The 21,377-nt window shown below is 36.4% G+C and carries 19 protein-coding genes; 9 read left to right on the top strand and 10 right to left on the bottom strand.

Annotated elements, in window-relative coordinates; genetic code table 11:
• Positions 1-92: 92 nt before the first annotated feature.
• Both rplS and GM418_RS31000 read right to left on the bottom strand, forming a co-directional pair.
• A complete protein-coding gene (rplS, locus tag GM418_RS31005; protein WP_158872224.1) occupies positions 93-440 on the bottom strand; it encodes a 50S ribosomal protein L19 in 348 nt (115 codons plus the stop codon).
• Between the two features lie 156 nt (positions 441-596).
• Entirely contained in the window at positions 597-2,285 is a 1,689-nt protein-coding gene (locus GM418_RS31000) for a dipeptidase (protein WP_158872222.1), read from the bottom strand.
• Positions 2,286-2,730: 445 nt separating this feature from the next.
• Here GM418_RS31000 and GM418_RS30995 point away from each other — a divergent pair, with 445 nt between their 5' ends.
• From GM418_RS30995 to GM418_RS30980, 4 genes are all read left to right on the top strand, one after another.
• Positions 2,731-4,587 carry a hypothetical protein gene (locus tag GM418_RS30995; RefSeq protein ID WP_158872220.1) on the top strand — a complete coding sequence of 619 codons (1,857 nt, stop codon included), beginning with the start codon at positions 2,731-2,733 and terminating at the stop codon, positions 4,585-4,587.
• A 217-nt stretch (positions 4,588-4,804) separates the two neighbouring features.
• Positions 4,805-5,020 (top strand): hypothetical protein, encoded by a 216-nt coding sequence (locus tag GM418_RS30990; protein WP_158872218.1) that lies wholly within the window; start codon positions 4,805-4,807, stop codon positions 5,018-5,020.
• A gap of 45 nt (positions 5,021-5,065) precedes the next feature.
• On the top strand, positions 5,066-6,232 hold the full coding sequence (locus tag GM418_RS30985) for a 6-bladed beta-propeller (protein WP_158872216.1): 1,167 nt from the start codon (positions 5,066-5,068) through the stop codon (positions 6,230-6,232).
• The gene (locus GM418_RS30980; RefSeq protein WP_158872214.1) at positions 6,222-6,845 is read left to right on the top strand and encodes a hypothetical protein; all 624 of its coding nucleotides are present in this window, start codon (positions 6,222-6,224) and stop codon (positions 6,843-6,845) included. The genes GM418_RS30985 and GM418_RS30980 overlap by 11 nt, the downstream gene beginning before the upstream one ends.
• A 217-nt stretch (positions 6,846-7,062) precedes the next feature.
• On the opposite strand, the gene GM418_RS30975 is transcribed toward GM418_RS30980, so the two are convergent.
• Both GM418_RS30975 and GM418_RS30970 read right to left on the bottom strand, forming a co-directional pair.
• Complete coding sequence (locus GM418_RS30975) at positions 7,063-8,244, bottom strand: aminotransferase class I/II-fold pyridoxal phosphate-dependent enzyme (RefSeq protein ID WP_158872212.1); 1,182 nt, start codon at positions 8,242-8,244, stop codon at positions 7,063-7,065.
• Between the two features lie 164 nt (positions 8,245-8,408).
• Positions 8,409-10,112: a M23 family metallopeptidase gene (locus tag GM418_RS30970; protein ID WP_158872210.1), complete on the bottom strand. Its 1,704-nt coding sequence runs from the start codon at positions 10,110-10,112 to the stop codon at positions 8,409-8,411.
• Positions 10,113-10,374: 262 nt separating this feature from the next.
• Between GM418_RS30970 and GM418_RS30965 the strand changes: the two genes are divergently transcribed.
• From GM418_RS30965 to rny, 3 genes are all read left to right on the top strand, one after another.
• Positions 10,375-10,668, top strand: a complete 294-nt coding sequence (locus GM418_RS30965; RefSeq protein WP_158872208.1) for a hypothetical protein — start codon at positions 10,375-10,377, stop codon at positions 10,666-10,668.
• A gap of 6 nt (positions 10,669-10,674) precedes the next feature.
• On the top strand, positions 10,675-10,977 hold the full coding sequence (locus GM418_RS30960) for a cell division protein ZapA (RefSeq protein ID WP_158872206.1): 303 nt from the start codon (positions 10,675-10,677) through the stop codon (positions 10,975-10,977).
• A gap of 109 nt (positions 10,978-11,086) precedes the next feature.
• Positions 11,087-12,649: a ribonuclease Y gene (gene rny, locus GM418_RS30955; RefSeq protein WP_158872204.1), complete on the top strand. Its 1,563-nt coding sequence runs from the start codon at positions 11,087-11,089 to the stop codon at positions 12,647-12,649.
• A 54-nt stretch (positions 12,650-12,703) separates the two neighbouring features.
• Here the strand turns inward: rny and GM418_RS30950 are convergent, their stop codons facing one another.
• The gene (locus tag GM418_RS30950; RefSeq protein ID WP_158872202.1) at positions 12,704-13,570 is read right to left on the bottom strand and encodes a transglutaminase-like domain-containing protein; all 867 of its coding nucleotides are present in this window, start codon (positions 13,568-13,570) and stop codon (positions 12,704-12,706) included.
• Positions 13,571-13,576: 6 nt separating this feature from the next.
• Complete coding sequence (locus GM418_RS30945; protein ID WP_158872200.1) at positions 13,577-14,446, bottom strand: nucleoside phosphorylase; 870 nt, start codon at positions 14,444-14,446, stop codon at positions 13,577-13,579.
• Positions 14,447-14,690: 244 nt separating this feature from the next.
• Between GM418_RS30945 and GM418_RS30940 the strand changes: the two genes are divergently transcribed.
• Positions 14,691-16,115: a LamG domain-containing protein gene (locus GM418_RS30940; protein WP_158872198.1), complete on the top strand. Its 1,425-nt coding sequence runs from the start codon at positions 14,691-14,693 to the stop codon at positions 16,113-16,115.
• An 8-nt stretch (positions 16,116-16,123) separates the two neighbouring features.
• Positions 16,124-16,456, top strand: a complete 333-nt coding sequence (locus GM418_RS30935; protein ID WP_158872196.1) for a PAS domain-containing protein — start codon at positions 16,124-16,126, stop codon at positions 16,454-16,456.
• A 9-nt stretch (positions 16,457-16,465) separates the two neighbouring features.
• Here GM418_RS30935 and GM418_RS30930 read toward each other — a convergent pair whose 3' ends face one another.
• The 4 genes from GM418_RS30930 to GM418_RS30915 all read right to left on the bottom strand — a co-directional run bounded on the left by GM418_RS30930 (position 16,466) and on the right by GM418_RS30915 (position 21,376).
• Positions 16,466-18,760 (bottom strand): patatin-like phospholipase family protein, encoded by a 2,295-nt coding sequence (locus GM418_RS30930; protein WP_158872194.1) that lies wholly within the window; start codon positions 18,758-18,760, stop codon positions 16,466-16,468.
• Positions 18,761-18,916: 156 nt separating this feature from the next.
• Entirely contained in the window at positions 18,917-19,840 is a 924-nt protein-coding gene (locus GM418_RS30925; RefSeq protein ID WP_158872192.1) for a YitT family protein, read from the bottom strand.
• 98 nt (positions 19,841-19,938) lie between these two features.
• Positions 19,939-20,964, bottom strand: a complete 1,026-nt coding sequence (locus GM418_RS30920) for an energy transducer TonB (RefSeq protein ID WP_158872190.1) — start codon at positions 20,962-20,964, stop codon at positions 19,939-19,941.
• 1 nt (position 20,965) lies between these two features.
• The gene (locus tag GM418_RS30915; RefSeq protein ID WP_158872188.1) at positions 20,966-21,376 is read right to left on the bottom strand and encodes an ExbD/TolR family protein; all 411 of its coding nucleotides are present in this window, start codon (positions 21,374-21,376) and stop codon (positions 20,966-20,968) included.
• Position 21,377: the final 1 nt, after the last annotated feature.

The raw sequence follows: 21,377 nt of genomic DNA, 5'->3' as shown, positions 1-21,377 counted from the left end.
AGGAATTTATTACAAAAAGGTTCGGAGGTGTCCGCCAAAGGGCACAAAAAAAGGCCTCTTTGCAGAGACCTTTACATATAAAACTGACTTTTTTAGAATCTTTTTTCTTTGATACGGGCTTTTTTACCTGTACGTTCACGCAGATAAAATATTCTTTTTCTACGTACATTACCGTGTTTGTTTACTTCAATACTATCGATAAAAGGAGAGTAAACCGGGAAAATACGTTCAACACCAATGTTTCCTGACATTTTACGAACAGTAAAGGTTTTGGTGGAACCAGATCCACGTAACTGGATCACAACACCACGGAAATTCTGAATCCTCTCTTTGTTCCCCTCTCTAATTTTGTAACTCACTGTTACTGTATCACCTGCACCAAATTTTGGTATTTCGTTTTCAACAGCAAATTCGTTTTCAATTACTTTGATTAAATCCATTTCTGATAAATTTTATTAATGTTGGCAATGTATTCCGTCCGCTGACAGAAAAGAGATTGCTTAAAACCGGCGCAAAAATAATAAAAAAATCTGTTCTCCAAATAGTTTTGAACATCAATATACAAATTAGTTTATTGATTTACAGAATAAATCGTATTAATGTCCGGCACCACCGATCACTTTAAAATGCTCTCCTGTGCTGTTTACAATTGCTTTGTACCACCATTCAGGATAGCCGGGATGCAGAGGTCCCGGTGGCAATCCGGTTTCGGTGCGTTCAAACTTTCCGTCTTTTTCGCGTTTTATGTTTCCATCCATATATTTTACCAGGAGGTATTGGCCGAGTTCTTTCCAACGTTGTGTCATATTGTTTGCTTCATTTACCGAATACTCTGTTATAAATTTTCTTGCCTGAGTTTCTCCTTCCGAATGGAATAAATCCGTAGCGGCTTTATCGATAGCAGGGACAAACGAAACAAACTTATTTTCCAGTTGATTTTGAACTTTTTGTACATCTGTAATCATATCGCTATAACGCAAATAGGCAAAGTTAGATACCCAGTTAAATGCCCAAAATGCTGATGTTTCGCTGTAAGTTAGCATATCGCCGTTTCCGACAGCAAAACATTCCGGGATTTCAGTAATTCCACAATACATGGGAACATAACAAGTACTGTATGCATCATCAACTCCAAACCAGAGTATTCCGCCAACGGGGTCGGGGAGCCAGTCTCTGCATTCGGCTACAAACGAAAAGCCGGTTTGTTGGGTTGATATTGCTCTTTCGTTACAATATTCGGTTGAGTCAACTTCCCATGTTAAACCTCTCCAACGATAAGGAAGTTGATAAGGGCCGGCGCCAATGTCTTGTGTCATATCCAGTTCGGTTCCTTCAAAATGGTCACGCATCATTTCCATCACATCCTGAACCGAAAGCTTTTTTTCCGGTTTTACCCACAACGGCAATCGGTTGGATGCAAAATTGTTTTCGCCGTGTTCTATTAGTCCTTTGGCATAGCCGACGTATTGTTCCATTCCTTTTGCTACCTTATTAAAACCTGCCCATACACGTGCATCACAAAAACGTGCCGCCCCAAAATCAACCGGAGCATACACATCTGAAAAGCTAAAATCTTTGTTGGTTCCGTTATACCATCCTTTTTCACGTGCAAAGGAGATAACATCATCAGAATATACACAGTTTTCTTTGTCGCTCAACGGAAAAGTTGTAATACGTGCCTGGTTGGCATGTCCGCTTATGTATCCTTCGGGAACTTTCACCGCCACCCACACAGCACCTTTTTCACCTTCTCCTTTCCCGATTAATTCCAAAATCCAAACTTCTTCCGGATCTGCAATCGAAAATGATTCACCTGAACTGTAGTATCCAAATTCATCCACAAGATTTGTCATCACTTCAATGGCTTCGCGCGCCGTTTTGGCACGTTGCAATGTTACATAAATCAAACTTCCGTAGTCCATAATTGCTCCGGTCTGACTACTTAATTCACTTCGTCCGCCAAAGGTGGTTTCGCCAATAGCCAACTGGAATTCATTCATGTTTCCGATAACACTGTAGGTGTGTGCGGGCTGTGGTATTTGTCCCAGGAATTTTCCGGTATCCCATTCATAAATGTCGCGCATTGCGCCTGCCGGGTGGTCCTGTGCCGGTTGGAAATACAATTCGCCGTACAAAGTGTGTGAATCAGCGGCGTAAGTTATCATTGTTGAACCCGTTACCGAGGCTCCTTTTGTGATTAAAAAATTAGTGCAGCCATTTGAAATCCGGTAATTTGCCAGGATGAAAACAAATAAAATTAATCCTGCTAGTGAAATTTTTTTCATGATATTATGTTGTTATTATTTTTCGGTGGGAGCAAATATAATGAATTCCGGTTGCGGGTTTATGATTTATGTTAGTACATGAGATATCAAAAAGGTAACCCTGTTTTTATTTGTTATATAACATGCTTCCTTTTTTTTCCTTCTTTTCCTCTCTCTCTCTCTCTCTCTGGTTCAGAGTTTTGTGTTTTACAATATCTTTTTTTTGCACATGTTTATACGTAACTTATACCAAATTTAACCCCGGCGTTGTTAACCGGACGAAAACAAAACTCAATGATTACTCAAACTAATCCCATAGACGTTGATATTATCGGATCATCTAATACAATTTTCCAACAAATTATTAATAGATTATTGCTGAATTATGGTTTTATTCCTGAAACGCATATACCTTATCTGACAATCAGATAATTGCAAAATCAAACTCCACAAACGGTTATTGAGAATGAATTTTAAAGGCTCTATACAAAAACGGTTAAGAAGAAGCATTTACTCAGCTTTCCCTTTTGATGATTTAAAAGAGGATGAAAAATATATTTCTATCTTAACATCAAAGGGGCAACTTCCTAATGGAAGGGTATTTGAATATAACCATTACAATAATAACAACCATTGTGTAATACCAAATAGTACCTCAAATATTTTAGATTGTATTAATGAATTTAAGACCTTATATGACCATGCTGCATATATTGAAGATTGTAGGTTAACTAATTTTCATAAGGCTCTATTATCAATTAAAGAACTGTGGAAATTAGGCCTTCTCATAAGTCAGTCAGAATTTCTAAATAAATTATCAAATAATCATTCTGAAAATGTTTCTCACAACATCGACACTTTAGGATGGATAACCCGTGACCGGCCTGATTCTATTAAAAAAAGTGTTGAAAGTTTTATTGAAAGCTTAAATGAAACAACTCAAAAATACAACTTTATTGTATTCGATGATTCAACGGTAGAAAACTATAATAAAAATAAGCGGAATATAGAATTTCTAAATAAAAAGTATCAAATCCAAATAAAATTAGTCGGGGAAAATGAACGAAAAGAATTTTTAATAAATCTTAGCAAAAAATTAGAAAATAAAGTACCTAAACATGTTGTGGAGTATGGATTAATGGGACTGAACGGTATAAATCACCGGACAGGAGCTAACCGTAACGCTTTTCTGTTATTTACCACAGGTAAATTTTCTCTTTTAACTGATGATGATATCTTTTGTCAAATCTCTAAAAATGGAGACGATGAAAAATTGACAATTACCTCTGATGCTTCATCTTCCGATGTGTCTACGGAATTTTTTGCGAATCAAAGTGAATTAAAAGATAAAGTTGTATTTGACCATAATAATCCAGTTCATATTCATCAAAAGTTGCTTGGTTTTTCAGTTGGTAATTTAACCGGAAAATATAAACAACAGATTAGCTTAACCGGTATTACACCAAAATTTACCCTTGATAACTTAAACGCTGAAAAGAGGGTTCGGATTACAATGCTGGGAGTAGCTGGTGATTCAGGAGCAGGATCACCCATTTCAAAAATTTTCTTTCCGGGTCACAAACTTATTCCATTGATTTCAGATTCTGAAAAATTTCGCTCTAAAATGTATAGCCGCACAGTGCTTCAATCTCATAAATCATTAACAGTTGGAGTTCCAAATTTTTTATTGGGTATGAATATAGGATTTGACAACACCGAACTACTTCCACCTTTTCACCCAAATTTCAGAAATTCTGATGGAATTTTTGCATCTGTTTTAAATAAATGCTTTAATAACGCTTATATAGGCCACTTGCCTTACGCAATTTCACATATCCCCCCAGAAGAAAGACCTGTTGATTCTTCAGATTTAACTTCAACTTTGGTTCGGGTACCCGATATGCTAAGATTCTCCATTGATGAGTTCACTAACAGGGCCAGTACGGTTGAGGAAGGATTAAGAGCTCTTGGTGTATACCTCAGAGATATTTCACAAAGATCAGACAATGATTTAAATGAATATTTAAGGCTGGTAAATTCCAGTTTGATTACAAAAAATATAAATAAAGTGACACAATTATATATTAAATATAAACATCTTAATAAACAATGGGCTGAAATTATGGAGCAAAGAATGGAAACACTTTATACTGGTCTTCAAAATGGGAATTCAATTGTTCAATTTAAGGAAATTAAAGACTTTTCAAATGAATACCAGATAGATACAATTCGAAGTGTTTATGAAAATTTTGGAAATTTGTTGTTTTACTGGCCTGACATATATGCTTGTGTTAAAACACGTAAGGAAACATTAATAGATTGAAAAGACAATTGTATTTAAATTATGGTACAAAAAAAGGGCGGCAAACTTTTACCCGCAAAAGTAAACCTGGTTTGCTGCCCGCTGTACCACCCAATACAGAAAGGAGGTGATGTGACAAAGGTAAAAAAATAGATGATAAGAAACTACGGTTTCTATTCCGTGAAATGATATATCGGGAAATCAAATTTATTTACAATTATTTCAAATTTTTTTTATCATGAAAAAAAAAATAAAATTAATTTTTGGATTTGCAGCAATGTGTATTTCCGTTTTCACAATGTTTTACTCAACATCAATAAAAGCTGCTGATAATACGATACAAACAAGTGAGTGTAGATGGAGTGATAGAATTGACGGAGGTAATGGATACTTTTTTTTCTGTGGTTACTACGACAGGCCTCTGCATTGTAATTGCGGAGATATAGCTTCATAAATCAATCGGGAGGTATATCCTCCCGAAAATTTAATTATAAAAATTATGAGAAACCTAAATTTATTTTTTTTAATTATTATTAATCTGATAATTTCCGCCTGCAATAATAATCAGACAATACAAGGTGATACGTCATTCCTTGATTTAGAAGTTCCGGTTTATGATTTTCAAAATGTAAAAATGTCGGATATAATTTCCGAATATGAAATAGTTCCTTTAGAGTTCACCAATAAGAGCATGATTAGTGGAATATTCAAAATTATTATTCATGACGACTTAATTTATATATTGGATTGTTTTGGAGCACAGAGCATTCTTGTTTTCGATATGAAAGGGAATTTTAAACGTTCAATAAGCCGGAAAGGAAATGGCCCCGGAGAAATAACATATCCAATGGATTTTGAAATTATTCCTGAAGAAAATAGAATTGATGTATTGGGATATAAAATGATAAAGAGTTTTTCATTACAGGGGAGTTTAATAAAAGAGAGCAGCTATGATTTTAGCTCAACAGGGTTTAAAAAATTAGGTGAAACTTATTATTTTGAAGCTCCTTACAAAACAGATTGCCTGCTTTACAGAACGGACGAGAATTTTAAATTCAAAGGTTTTTCTTTGGTTCGCAAAAAAAGAGATGTCTCAGGAACTATTGTTTATTCTCCTTTTTTACAAACCAATCCCAACTATATCACCTATTGGGCTTTAGCAAATGATACAATTTACAAAATAGATGAAAAGAAATCTTATCCTTTTCGGGCAATTAATTATGGTAAATATACATACGATCATGATGATTATGCATCACTTTCTGTTGAAGAAAAAGCCAGGTTAATGATGTTCAATCGTGATAACATTGAAAAGTGTCTTTTGAATAAATACTTTGAGACAGATAAATACATTGAAATTAATTATGTAATCAAAGGGAAGCACTGTGTTTTTATATACAATAAGGAGACCAAATTAAGTATGCATTACGACCAAAAACATTTAACTGATGATATTACTGGTTTGAATTTGCATGGAAAAATACCAGCATTAATAGGATGTGACAAGGAAAGATTTTATTTTATGGTTGCGCCTTATAATTATAAATCTACAGAACCATTATTGCGGTTTATGAACGGAGCATCAAATAAAAAAGTTTATACTTTGGACGATGTGAAAAAAATATCGAATAATCCAATAATAGTATTTGCGAAGTATGATTTTTAAAATAAGAAGATCGATATTTATTTTGTTTGTCATTATATTCATTAGTGGCAACCTATATGTCATATATAATATTTCTCAAAAGAATAGAGTTATATCCAGCTATCAAAAAATTAGAGTCGACTCAGAATCATTATTTAACTTTTTTGTTGATAGGGAAGTAAAAGGATTTGAATCTGAAAATTGGATGCTTAATCCACAAACAATGATCTTCAATATTAATGGAGACTCTTGTACCCTTGGAGATAAATCTTCATTCTGTCCTTTGCTTGTATTTCGTTTCTCTGCACAAAACTGCCGAAGTTGTATTGATACAGAATTGGAGAGGATTAAAAAGAATTTGATGGTAGATAATCAAAATGTTATGATTGTGGCGTCTGGCAAAACTGAACGAGAATTATCTTTATTAAAGGCATATAACTCATTGGATTATGATTTTTATTATTTTAAAGAAGACACTTTAGACATTCCAATTGATAAATATAATATCCCATATCTTTTCCTCTTAAATTGTGATGGAAGAGTCAGTTCAGTTTTTTTGCCTGTTCTAGACAATGATTATTTATCTGAGCAATTTTATAATTCCTATAATGCATTTTTTAACAGTGGAAAATAAAAATTAACTGAAAAGTTGTAGATTTTAATGCTCCAAGGCCTTCAAGTAAAGAAGTGTTATATGAAAAAATACAGGAGTTGCTTGATGAATAATTAAGATTGATTATTACTATTTTTAATTGTAGGTAAAATAAATAATACGAAGAGGCTTTATAATTTTAGGGATTGAATATCAATTCCTGGTTTTTTATAATAATAGTACTGAGAGATGAAATCCATTACAAACAGCCTCTGATTTTTTCCAATGTATCTTCAATATCATTATCCAATCCCACCGAAAACCGCACCAGTCCTTCGGAAAGCCCCATTTCTTTTTGTACTTCTGGTGGAATTTCGGAAGATGTACTATGCCCGGAGCAGCTAAATAAAGTGCGAAAATACCCCAAACTTACTGCAAGATAACCCACACCGGCTTCCTGCATTTTTTGCATCACATCGTAAGCATTTTCGAGTGTTCCCAAATCAATTGCCATCATTCCTCCAAAACCAAATTCTTCGTTCATTAATTTTTTGTGTAACTTGTGTTGAGGATGGTTTTTTAATCCCGGATAAATAATATTCAAACCATCTTTTTCAAGATTTTCAGCCAGAAATTGTGCGTTCCTGCTGTGTTGTTTCATCCGGATGTGCAGGGTGTTCAGATTTTTCAGAATATTTGAAGAACGCAGCGGATCGAGCACCGGGCCAAGCAACATGGCCGTTCCGTTGTTTACGCTGGAAAGCTGGTTTACAAATTCATTGGTTCCGCAAATGGCTCCCGCTACACAATCGTTTTTCCCATTTATAAATTTTGTCATGCTGTACACTACGAGGTCGGCGCCAAGCATTGCCGGAGAAAATATCATAGGGGAGAAGGTATTGTCGACCATGAGTTTGGCACCGGCACCGTGCGCAATTTTTGCCAGTTCAGGAATATTGGAAACCTGCAAAAGCGGATTGGTAACACTTTCGGTATAAATAACTTTGGTGTTGGGTTGAAGCGCGTTTTTTACTTCGTCCAAATCGGTAATGTTTACAAAGGAAACTTCAATATTGTATTTAGGTAACCAATTTTTTAAGAAAGCATAGGTTCCGCCGTACGTTGTAACGCTTGTAATAATGTGGTCGCCCGATTTACAGAGTTGAAGCAAAGCACAAGTGATTGCCGCCATGCCAGACGATGTTATCCATGCCGATTCGGTATTTTCCATGGCTGCAATGGCATCAGCCAAATATTTATTGCTTGGATTCCAGTGGCGCGAGTATAAAAAACAACCTTCCATGTGTCCGAGGAATGTTTCTTCCATGGCATCGCCGTGCAAAAATGTGTATGTTGAAGAATCGGTAACAGATGGGTTCACCCCACCGAATTCACCAAATTGTTTTAAGTCCTGAATTGCTTTAGCCGGATTAAATTTCATGATTTTGAGATTTTAGTTTCTCCCAAAATACAGGAATTAAAAATTTTGAAGAATGATTAAAATCGTCTTTTCGGGTTACGGGTTGTGGGTAGCAGGTTGCAAGTTACAGGTTGCAGGTTTTCTTCCACGTTCATCTTTAATCTTTCATCATCTATCCTTTTCCTTTATTTCCAGAAAGTAGCCTCGTAGGTTGCCACATTTTGTTTGTAATCGGTTACTTTTAACAAAAATTCATGCCGTTTGCCCATCTCAAACCGTTCCGGATCGAAATAGTGAACTATCTGATCAATTCTCGGGTCAAATTCAAACAACGCCCATTTTCCGTCAATGAATCCTTCATATTTCTCAACGCCGGCCAATTGGTCTGAAACTTTGAAACGAATACGATTGCTTTCAGTTAATGTGTTTTTACTTTTGATACTTAAGGGTACAATTGCAGGTGGAATTGTATCGACGGTCACCGCATAACTCCCAAAATTACGTATCTCTCCAATTACCCAACCGTCTTTAAATTCGCCACCGTTTGCATAAAATTTGCCGGTTAAAGTATCAACATTTACGAGCAATGCTTTTGATTCATCGAGAGCAGGAATACCAAATGTTTTAATCTGAATTGTTGCGCTTTTTTGCAATGGCACAGTATTTTTGTGAACGATGTGCAACTCAGAAAAAAATTCAGCATCAGCTTTAGTTGCACTGTATTGAAAGTTTATATCGGTATATAAAGCACCTTCAGGAATGTCAATTTTGAAGTTTTTGGTTTCCCACTCATTTCGTTGATTGTATGTGAAAATTTTTGTGAATGGTTTTTCAACAACCGGAATTTCCTTAAATGCACTTTTTACATTAAACTCCAAAACAGAGGTATTTCCGTATGTGTCTTTTAAAATCATTTGAACCGGATGAATGCCGTTATCTTTGAAATTGACAATCCCGTTATTTTTTTCATAATTGTAAATGGGAAGTTGATTTCCCGGGTCTTTCCAGGCTTTTTGATATCGTCTTCTTTTGTCAATGTATTCTTTATAATCAATGAAGCTGTTGATATACCTTGTTTCATCAAACGAAAACTTATCGAGCCGGTATGAAAAATATAATTCACCGTCAATAGTCAATTCCACGGAATAAACGCCACATTTATTCCATGAATTATCAAAATAATCATTCGCCTGAACAGCAAAACCAATTTTACCATAAACCGGTATTGTCGGGTTTCCTTTTAAATGATATTTGTCGTCATAAAAAACAATGGTGAAAGTGCTTTTCTTATTCTGATAATTTACATGCGACAATTTATCAAGCGGTGCTGCCAACAGCGAAAACATTTTGGGAGCCGTATTATCAGTTACCGGGAGATTGTATTTTAATGGATTTAAAGGTTCCTCTGTTTCCGTATTTCTTATTTCAAAGTGTAAATGAGGCCCGCCGGAACTTCCTGAGTTACCGCTTTGTGCTATCTCATCTCCCTGTTTTAGAGGAAATGTATTTTGAGGAACCGACACATCAACACGAAAAGATCGTTCTGCGTACTGAATTTTTTGTATATAATCCTCAATGTCATTTCTGAAAGATTTTAGGTGTCCGTAGACGCTTGTTGTACCGTTTGGGTGCTCGATATAAAGTGCACGGCCAAACCCGGTAGGAGAAACTACGATTCTTGAAATATAGCCGTCGGCCACAGAAAAAACAGGAAGCCCTGTAACACCCTGAGTTTTTATATCAATCCCGGAATGAAAATGATTGCTGCGTAACTCCGCAAAACTTCCGCTCAGAAACATAGGAATCTTAACCGGTGGTGTATAGGTTGTATTTTGGCCGTTTAAGATATAGGAAAGAAAAAGAATAATAAGCAGAAAAAAATTCCTCATTTGAATGATCTTTATTTTGTGTAAACCGCAAATTTATGTTTTCCAAGTAATAGAACATCTGAACTCCGATTATTATTTTCAGTGTGACTAAATTATTTTGAAATAATGTTTAAAGTGTTTGAAAAATCAAGCATTTCTATTTATTAAAAACTTTACTTTTGGCAAAAGTGAAGAACAAATCGCTTCTTGTTTGTTTCATTTATAGTTAATCTCTTTTACAATATGTGAAAAATATTAACTTTGTCGCTGAAATGCAGCTAAAATGACTGATGATGATCGCTTGCTTCTGAACGATTTAAAGGCAAATGTACAGCAGTTATTCAGTGAATATGAACGATTAACTACTGAAAAAAAACTGCTGGAAAATAAAGTGGAAGCTTTAAAAAATGAAATAGAATTGTTGGAACAGGCGAGAACAGATTTAAGCAGAAACAATGAACAATTGGAAATCGCAAACCAAATTTTATCGGGGAGTGATGAAAACAGGAATGCGAAACAGAAAATAAACAGATTAATACGGGAAATTGATAAATGTATCGCATTACTAAATAAGTAATGGCAGGTGGAGAAAGATAACTTTAGAATACATATTAAGATTGATAGCCGGACTTATCCGTTGGATATCAATCGTGAAGATGAAGAGAAATACAGATTAGCTGCAAAAATAGTCAACGATACAGTTCGAAGATTCAGAGGCTTGTTTCGTGACAATGATTCACAGGATATTTTGGCGATGAGCGCTTTTCAAATTGCGCTGAACGTTGCCGAAACAAAAAAAAGTGAGGATAAAGATCTTTTCATCGAGGAACTTAAAAATTTAAATGACGATATTTCAGATTTTTTGAAGGAGAAAAAGAAGAAATAGTAAGAAGAAAAAGTAATAAAGTTTACTAATATTTATCAGGACCCGTATTAAATTGCTCAGGAATTGGAGTGATTTATTACGGGTTTTTTATTAATTAATTTTACAAAGAATGAACTGGATAGACATATTAATAGGCGCGGCTGCAGGGTTTGTTGGTGGAGGTGCCTTGGCTTATCTTATTTGGGATAAGGCCTTAAAGAAGAAAAAGGATTCGATTGTTGCGGAGGCAAAATCGGAAGGTGATGTGATAAAAAAAGATAAAATTCTTCAGGCAAAAGAAAAGTTTTTGCAGTTAAAATCGGAACATGAAAAATACATTCATGATAAAAATTCTCACATTAACAATCTGGAAAACAAGCTGAAACAACGGGAAAACGGATTAAATCAGAGGAGAGACGAACTCAACCGAAAAACAAAGGAATTTGAAACAACCCGTAAAGAAGTTGAAGCTATTCGCGAAAATTTGAATGCGCAACTGCAAAGGGTGGAACACAAAAGTGAAGAACTGGATAAACTGTATCGTCAGCATGTCGAAAAGCTGGAACAGATTTCCGGCCTTTCGGCTGAAGAGGCAAAATCGCAATTGGTAGAATCGTTGCAGGAAGAAGCAAAATCGGAAGCGGTTTCTTACATTAACGAAATAATGGAGGAGGCAAAACAAACCGCCAACAAGGAAGCAAAAAAAATTGTGGTAAAATCCATTCAACGTGTTGCTACTGAAACAGCTATAGAAAATGCTGTTACCATTTTCCATATTGAAAGTGACGAAATTAAAGGCCGAATTATTGGAAGGGAAGGACGGAATATTCGTGCCCTGGAGTCAGCCACGGGGGTAGAAATCGTTGTAGACGATACTCCTGAAGCCATCGTTCTTTCTGCATTCGATCCGGTACGTCGCGAGATCGCGCGTCTTGCTTTACACCAACTGGTAACCGATGGAAGAATTCACCCAGCCAGAATTGAAGAGGTGGTTCAGAAAGTAAAAAAGCAGGTTGAAGAGGAAGTGGTGGAAACGGGAAAACGTACAGCAATTGACCTGGGAATACATGGTTTGCATCCTGAATTAATTCGACTGATAGGTAAAATGAAATACCGTTCTTCGTATGGTCAGAATTTGCTGCAACACTCGCGTGAGGTTGCAAATTTGAGTGCAATTATGGCCTCGGAACTGGGACTAAATCCCAAAAAGGCAAAACGTGCCGGTTTATTACACGATATTGGTAAAGTGCCGGATGATGAGCCGGAATTGCCACATGCAGTTTTGGGTATGAAACTGGCTGAAAAATATAAGGAAAAACCTGACATTGCCAATGCTATCGGAGCTCACCACGACGAGGTAGAGATGCAATCGTTACTAGCACCAATCGTTCAGGTTTGTGATGCCATTTCCGGTGCCCGTCCTGGTGCAAGAAGAGAGGTTGTGGAGTCGTATATCAAACGTTTGAAAGACCTGGAGGATTTGGCTCTTTCTTATCCAGGCGTAATGAAAACCTATGCTATCCAGGCAGGACGTGAATTACGTGTTATTGTTGGTGCGGATAAAATGAGTGACCAGGAAACAGAACAGCTTTCGTTTGATATTTCTAAACGAATTCAGGATGAAATGACTTATCCCGGGCAGATAAAAATTACCGTTATTCGTGAAACAAGAGCGGTAAGTTACGCGAAGTAGAAAATAAAAAAGTATATGAGAAGAGGGTCATCTGAAAGGATGGCCTTTTTGTTTTTAAAATAACCGCAGAAGTGTTTTTATTTTTTCTTCTTTTTCCTGAAAACCAACAGATTGATATGATTCCTCCAGCGATTCCAGTAATCGTTGGATAAAAAACAAATCGGTTTTAGGTTCGGTAAACGATTTTAGCGGCTCGTATTTGTTTTTCCGAAGATGATATTCAATTTCTTTTCTGCTGGTAATCGAACCTTTATTTGAGGGATTGATATAAAACAGCACATCGGAATTTCGGATATTCCCGTGTACCTTTTGGGCCAGATTAGGGTCAACTATTGCAATTAAAGGATTTCTTGGAAAATCTATAAAATGTGTCGGCAATTCCAGCATACGCGCAATAATTACATATAAAACACTTATCGAAATCGGATTGCCTCGCTTGGTATCCAAAACCTGATTTAAAAAGCAGTTTTGTGGCGAATGAATATTATTGTGATTAATTGAAAATCCGTTAATATTAAAAAGAAAATGGTTTAGTATAGTGGTTTTCTCAAGAATTGTTAGCGAATCGCTTAATTCAATCCAAATTGATTTGCGCAGGTTATCAATTTTCTGGTCGATTTTTAAAAGGTTTAAATCAGGGTATTGGAAACGGTCAACAAGCAAAAAGCCGGAAAGCAATTCGTGGTCAGCGGATCCTACCCATTTTTCCAGCAACTTTTGGGTTTGTTTGAACTGAAGGCTCTGAATAAGATTTTCAATCCTTTCCTGACTGCTTTCATCAAAACTTAATTCCCATTTTTCCTCCAATGCAGGAATAATTTTGTAGTTTTCTTTTAAAAGTTCTTTTTCAACCAGTTCGTAAACCAGTTCATCCGGATCGTCGAGTAAATCGATTAAAGCTTGTAGTTTACGTTTATTCATTGCAAATCAATTGGTTAAGGCGTTTAAGACTTTTCTGATTAGTTTTTTCATCTCTTCCCTGTAGTTTTCGTTTGCTGTGAGCGAAACCCTGTTTGCGATTATCAAACAAATAGTCAAGGCGTTGTGTCCAAGCATTTTAGATAAACCATAAATAGCCGAGCACTCCATTTCAAAATTGGTAATTTTCAAATCGTTAAATGAAAACTCCTCTACTTTTCTGTTTAACTCAGGCACAGCCAGTGGCAATCGAAGTTCTCTTCCCTGTGGCCCATAAAATCCTGGTGCCGAAATGGTAACTCCTTTCCTAAATTCCTGACTTTCAAATTTTTCTAGTAATTTTTCCGAAGCATCGACGACATAGGGTGTTGGGAGTGAGTTGTCCCATTTTGTATATTGTTTAAATGCGGTTTCAAAAGAAAGATCACAAACGTTTTTTCGGTTGGCATAGAAATTTAACATCCCGTCAAAACCAATTGCTTTTTTCGAAACAACAAATGAATTTACGGGCAAGTCGGTTTGTAATCCGCCTGAAGTTCCGATTCGCACAATGTTTAAAGATGTTTTTTTGTCCTTTATTTCACGTTTTTTTAAATCAATGTTCACCAAAGCATCCAATTCGTTTAACACGATATCGATATTATCCGTGCCGATTCCGGTAGAAATGAGCGTCAGCCTTTTGTTGTTAAAAATTCCCGTAACCGTTTTAAATTCACGGTTTTGAATTTCAAATTCAATACTTTCAAAAAGTGAAGAAATGGTATCAACCCGGGCAGGATCACCCACCAGTATAATTTGTTCAGAAATGTTTTCCGGTTTCAAGTGTAAATGGAAAATTGTTCCATCGTTATTTAAGATAAGTTCTGATTGTCCAATCATAGTTTTAAGTTGTTCCCGACTAAAATATTCAAAATAAGAAGAATAGGCAATCGTAAATATAAAAACATATAAACAGTTAGTGTTTTATAAATTGTTATTCATGTTAAAATTGTTGAAATCTTTTGTTTTTATGTTTAACAGATATGTTTCTTTTTAGAAATTTCTAATTTAATAATTGTCTTGATTAGAATATATTCGTATAATTTCTATTTTTGAGTAGAATAAAACCTATTAAAAAATACAGATGTCGTTTAAAATTTTTTCATTGCAGCTAACGGGGAAGATTAAACCAGTTGAAAAAATTGAAAATCAACGTGAGGCGCTTTATAAAAATTACCAGGAATTTTTGACGGTTGAAAAATCAGATGAATTAAAAGAGTATATAGAACTGGAATCGTATATCAACTCGTCTGATTTTAAGAAAAAGAAAGCTGAAATTGAGTCTTTGCAGTTTAAAGGAAGCAAAGAATACAATGAACTCGCAGAGTTTGAAAAATTAAAGAAGACAAAAAAATTAAAGCATTATTTTAAAGTTGTTGATTCGCAGGATCTTGTACGATTTGAAAAAATAGAAAATTCGGAGAAGCCCGGGGAATTTAAAACATTAAAAGAATATGTTGGAGGTGGAAAATTTGCACAAGATAAAAAGGAAAAAAAAGAAGAAGCTTTTAATAAAAAGAACAGATACAGATTGCTAAAAAGCGACCCGGATGTTCGTTTTTATACGCGGTTTAAGAAATCTTCTCTTTACAGGGATTTCCTGGATGTAAAGTCTTCAAACGATTTAATAAGGTACAAAGAGCTAAAAGAACGGACAGCTTCGAACAGCTTTTTGGAGCGAAAGGCCTATTTGGAAGACAAAAAGAAATGGGAAAAGACAGAAGAGTTTACAAAGCTTAGGAAATTTGAAGAAATAAAGGGGCGGCCTCATATTCAAAACTATTTTAAATATAAAGGCAGCAATGATTTTGATTTCTTTAAAGGCTGGGAATTAACTTTTGAAGACAATTTTTCAGGCGCGTTGGATTCCGGGAAGTGGTCTACTGTAAACAAATGGGCGGAGCATGTTGGTGAAAATTTTTCTTTACCGGGCGATTTGCATTTTTTTACCTCAGGGGAAAACATAAAAACCAACGGAAAGCTTACCATTGAAGTGAAGAAGGAAAAGGTGAAAGGAAAGATATGGAAAATGCCAGCCGGTTTTGTTCCTGTTGATTTTGATTATACATCGGGCTTACTTTCAACTTCCAACGGTTTTGGAAAGGGAGAAGAGATTTTTGAAGCAAAGATTAAGTTTCAACCCTTGAAGCAACTTGTCAGCACACTCTCGTTAAGCGGAGACAATGGTTCGCCAATGGTAAATTTGCTTGAGATGGGAACAAAGAACAGGTTGGGAATTTCTAAACTTGACAGCAATAATAAAATACAAGTGGAAGGCCTGGACATATCAAATCTGAAACCAGGAAAGTGGTATATTTTTTCTGTCGAAAAATCGGGCGCTGCTTTTACATGGAAAATAAACGATACCGAGGTTTTAAGCATAAACAAAAATGATATTCAATATCCCCTGAATTTAAATGCCTCGACAATTGTAGTTGATGAAATTCCAGGGCACCTTCTCCCAAATGCTTTTGAAATAGGATGGGTAAAATGTTATCGTAAAAAATAAAGTGTTGTATGATTGATTGGGCGGAAGGATTTAACGGTGCAATAACAGTTTGCGACCTCGAGGGAGTAATTGTGTATATGAATGAATATTCTGTAAAACAATTTCATAAATATGGTGGAGAGCAATTGCTTGGTTCCAATTTGGTGGACTATCATCCTGAGCCGGCAAAATCGAAATTAAAAGAAATGCTGAAAAATCCTGCGGATAATATGTATACTACAGAAAAAAATGGTGTCAGAAAAATTATTTATCAAACTCCCTGGAAGGAGAATGGCAGGGTAAAAGGAATTGTAGAAATTTCATTTCAGTTTGATCCTCAAACGCCGCATTTTGGCAGATGATAAATTTTGTCAAAACCCTCGTTTGTTAAACAGAACATAACCAAAGTTCAACGTTAAATAGAAGTTTGTATTTTCTTTTTCGTAATAGTTCAAAGCAACACTTACCGGACCTATCCCCGTTTGATAAACCAAAGCAGCCATACCCTGTAAATAGTAGTTTTCAAAAGTGTTTGTATTTTGATATGCCGTTAAATCAGCATTGCTTAATTCTTCTTTCATCGGAACAAACCCATAACCTTCAAGTCTTAAATGCACCGATGGATTAAAGTTAATTATTGTGCTTAAACCGCCGGCCAGATAATTATTTGAGTGAAAATTCTCGATAAAAAGAGACTTGCTGTGTGGAGTGGGGTAGAATCCTGGCGCGGCAAGCAAAGTAGAACGATAATTTTGCATCAGTAATTTATTACTAAAAACTGCTTCAGCGTGAGTTCCCAGCGAAAATGCCCTGCCAAACCTGAAATATTTTGTCGTATGTGCCTTTAAAATGTAAAAATTGTGATTTTTAGTTGTCTTAAAAGCGTTACTGGATGTTGTTCCCGGGAGATTGGTTTCTTTCCCAGTAATGTATTTTGCGGAGAGGTAGCCAAATTCCCCCTCGGTTGCATATTGTTTATAATTTAGCGAATTGCTTTCAATTTGGGCCTGTGTAACCAATCCATTAAAAGTTGTTTGGTCCGGGTCGTCTTCCTTTTTAAAAATATTTGTCTGATAATATTCATCAGTGGAGCTTGAATAGGCGATTCCTGAATAAAACTTACTGTGCAGCCCAAGCGGAAAACCGGCTTCTAATCTAAAATTATATTCGTCCTGAATAATGTAAGGTGGACGGACATCTTCAAAAAAGAGTTCTGAGCTTGAAGCAAAGAAATCCCAGCGGTTTAATGTTGAATATCCGGCAATATAGAAAGGCACCCGCCATGGAAAATCTATACGACCGCCCAGTTTAAACGAACTGTAAAATCTCCCAAAATATATATTAGAATTGATATTATACGCTCTTCCGTTAAACGCGCGGTAATCGATGCTGGCAAATCCCTGATTAATCGGTTTTGTTGAAATATTTCCGCCAATATTCACTTTGAACTTTTTCTCCGGCTCCACTTTTAGGTGAAGATCAAAATAACCTGTTTCTTTGTTGTATCGGGCAATCGGTCGAATAGATTTTACGTTCTCGTCGGCAACCAGTTTAAAATATTCTTTTTTTAATAAAGAGAGCGAAACGACGTTAAAGTGGTGTTTTATGGATTGAATTATAAATCGCCTTTGCTCGGTGTCCTCAATTCCTTCAACTTGTATATTCTGGAAAAAAAGCTGTGGTTTTTTGGCATTAAATTCTTCTCTTTTTTGTTGAACAACTTCCAGGGGAACTCTCCGGTGAACTCTTGTTTTTATACTGTCGATGAGTACTGTCGCAGTATTTCTCCCGGCTTCTATTGCAGTTTCAATTTTGTTAAAATCGAGTAAATTAACATTCGTAAAGTTGGTCTCGAGCAAAATTCCTTCCTCTGGTTTTATTTTAAAATTGGTTGGGCGCATGACCATATTTGAGATTTGTTCCATAACATCGTCTGGCGCCGCTGCTTTAGGGTCGCTTGCAACTTTATGACCGATAATAATATCAGGCTTGTACAAATCAGTCATGATATCATGAGGAAAATTATTTACAATACCTCCGTCGAAAAGTAAAGTTCCGTTAATTTCAATAGGTTTAAAGTAAACAGGAACGGTCATTGAAGCCCGAACGGCTTCTCCCATGTCTCCTTCCCGTAAAACAACCGGTTCGTGGTTATACACATCGGTTGCAACGCAAAAAAAGGGAATCATCAAACTGTCAAAATCATTTTCACAAGCCGAATTTGTAGTGGCAAGCAACTCCATAAAGGCAAAGTCCATTTGCTCCTCCGGAATCAAACTTGTGGGAGGAAGTAATTTAACTTTGTCATCTCTTTTGGTAATTCTTAGTTCGAACCACGACGGATTTTCTTCCGGCTGCTTGAAATAATATCTGTATTCTTCCTGAATTTTTCCGGTCGACCAAAAATAAAAATCGTCAGATTTAAACAGCTCTTCCATCTCGTCTGGTGTATAACCTGCTGCATAAAGTCCTCCGACGATTGCGCCAATAGAAGTACCGGCAATATAGTCAATCGGAATATTGTTTTCTTCTAGTACCCTGATAACTCCAATATGTGCCATGCCCTTTGCTCCACCTCCACTCAAAACCAGTCCTACCGACTGCGCGTTTGATTCGACAGCTAAGAGAAAGATAAGGAAAAAGATAAGTATGAATTTTCCGGTCATGGCGTAAATTTGATGCTTCTGAATGGCTCAAAATTACAAAATTGACTGTTTGTATTTATTTAAAATAGTAGAAAGATTCTATTTTTCTCGGTGAAAAGAGGAAAAATCAGAGTAAATGGAGATGTGTTAGTTAAAAGATTTCAGAACGATTAGATCTCAGGAATCCAATTTTGAGTTTAAACTCTGAAAACCTTCACCCAAAATTTCCTTTGTGTCCATTACGGTAATAAAAGCATCAGGATCAATTTTACTGATATATTCTTCCAAAATAGCGACTTCGCGTCTGCTGACTACGGTATAAATGATTTGTTTTTCTTCTCCTGTAAACATACCTTCTCCTCTTAAATATGTCCCGCCGCGTTCAAGATCGACGAGGAGTTTATTTTTAATTTGAAGGTGTTTCTTTGAAATAATCAAAAGCGCTTTGTTGTAGTCTGCACCTTCAAGAGTCATGTCAATAGCACGCCCTGTAATATAGATTACTACCCAGGAATAAAGAGGGATATGCCAATCGCGAAAAGCCAGCAACCCAAGCAAAACGATAGTTGAATCAACATAAATCATGAGTTTTCCCAATTGAAGACGCGTATATTTTGCAATTATCATGGCTATAATATCCGAGCCTCCCGATGTTGCTCTTGATTTAAAAATTAAACCAAGACCAAAGCCGATTAAAACTCCTCCAAAAACACAGGAGAGTAAAACATCATTAACCAAAGGAGTATTTCCATCCGGGCGTAAGTATGTTATGCTATCAATAAAAACAGATGTTAAGACAAATCCTACGATGGTTTTAATTCCGAAGCGTGGCCCGAGAATTCTTATACCTGCAATGGTTAAGGGAATATTTAGAATAAGCCCGAATAATCCGATTGGAATTCCGTCAGGCCAGAAAGAGAACATTCCCTGAGTCATATAGTGAACAACAATTGCAATGCCGTAAACGCCGCCGGGAACTATCCTGTGCGGAGTTACGAAATACACAAATCCTGCAGCCAGAATAAGTGAACCACTTAGGATAAACAGGTAATCAATTATCCATTTTCTACTGAATATTTTATCTTTTGTGAGAAAGGCCATGTTATTTTTTTGTGCAAATCACAAAAAAATAACAGACATAATCTTTGATTTTTATCATCCTTCAACAGAAGAAAAAGAAGGACAGAAGTATTCGATTATTAATCCAAAACAAAACGGTATGTAATTGTCCCTTGCTGAAAAGCGGGGGCGCTGTCATCAGCATTGAATTTTGCTTTTAGAGCAGCTTGTTTTGCTTCGTTCCAAAATTGTTGATTCATTATAGTGGTACCTCTGACTCCTGGTTCTGCTGCGGTAACTTTCCCAAATTTATCAACTGTTATTTTCACGACCACAGTTCCTTCGTCATTTCCCGGATACCGCGGACGAGGTAGAGAACTTGCCGATCGACCATCCAAACTGAATGACGGCCCGGAACCTTGGTTTCCTGATCCACTGCCTCCCGGTCCATATGTTCCGGCATTGGGATCGCCTGTTGGAACTCCCTGGTTTCCGCCCGGGAATGTCGCTCCCTGACTTTTCCCGTCACTGTTTCCCTGGCCACCTGAGCCGGAACCGCTTTCACCAAAAGCACCTTGCGCCCGTGAGTTTATTTCACTTATTTTTCGTTGCTCTTCTTCTTTTCTTTTCCGCTCGGCTTCTTCCAGTCTTTTTCTCTCTAGCTCAGCCTGACGCTGACGTTCTATTTCTTCCTGTTTTATCCTTTCCAGTTCCGCCTGACGTTGGCGTTCTCTTTCTATCTGTTCCTGACGTTTACGTTTTTCCTCCAGCTGTTTTTTACGTTTTTCAGCCTCTTCTTCTCTTTTCTTCTTTTCAGCAGCTTCAATCGCAGCTGTCTTTTCGTAATCCTGAGTCATGGCAACTTCCTCGGCAGGTTCCGGTTCGGGAGTTGAAGGAGGTGGTGTTGTAACGGGTGGGGGAGTCTGTTGTTGTCTTTCTTCCTGTTGGACAGGTTGTGATTGTACGGGTTCCGGGTTTCTTCTTTGCGGACTGGGTTCGCGATTTCCCAATCCGTTTTCACTGTTCCCAAAGTTTACAAGGATACCTTCTTCTCCGGGTAGTGGCAGTGGTGTGAAAAAACCCAGAAGAATCAACAACAGTAGAATTATAACATGATAAATTACTGTACCTATTATTCCTCTTTTATGTTCTTTGTAAAAACTCATTTTACCCCTCCGGAGCAGTTGCCAATATCATTTTGTAACTGTTCCTCCTCGCTATATTCATAATTTTTACTACTTCTTCAACCGGAACTGATTTGTCGGTATGAAGAGATATGTAGATATCATCATTTCCCGTGCCAAACTTATTTACCAAAAACGGTTCAATTTCATTAAATGTTACCCTTGTTTGTTTTCCATCGTCGTTGATGTAGTATTTTATATCTTTAGTAATAGAAATTGCAGTAATTGGTTTTGCCGCCGTTTGGTTGTTGCTTTGCGGCAATAACAGTTTTAAAGCGTTGGGAGCTATTAATGTAGAAGTAACCATAAAGAATATAAGCAACAGAAATACAATATCTGTCATCGATGACATGCTAAATGCCGCATTTACTTTATTTCTTTTTTTTAGTGCCATT

The sequence above is a fragment of the Maribellus comscasis genome (assembly GCF_009762775.1).
GTDB classification, from domain to species: Bacteria; Bacteroidota; Bacteroidia; order Bacteroidales; family Prolixibacteraceae; genus Draconibacterium; species Draconibacterium comscasis.
This window is presented reverse-complemented; position numbering and strand designations above follow the sequence as displayed.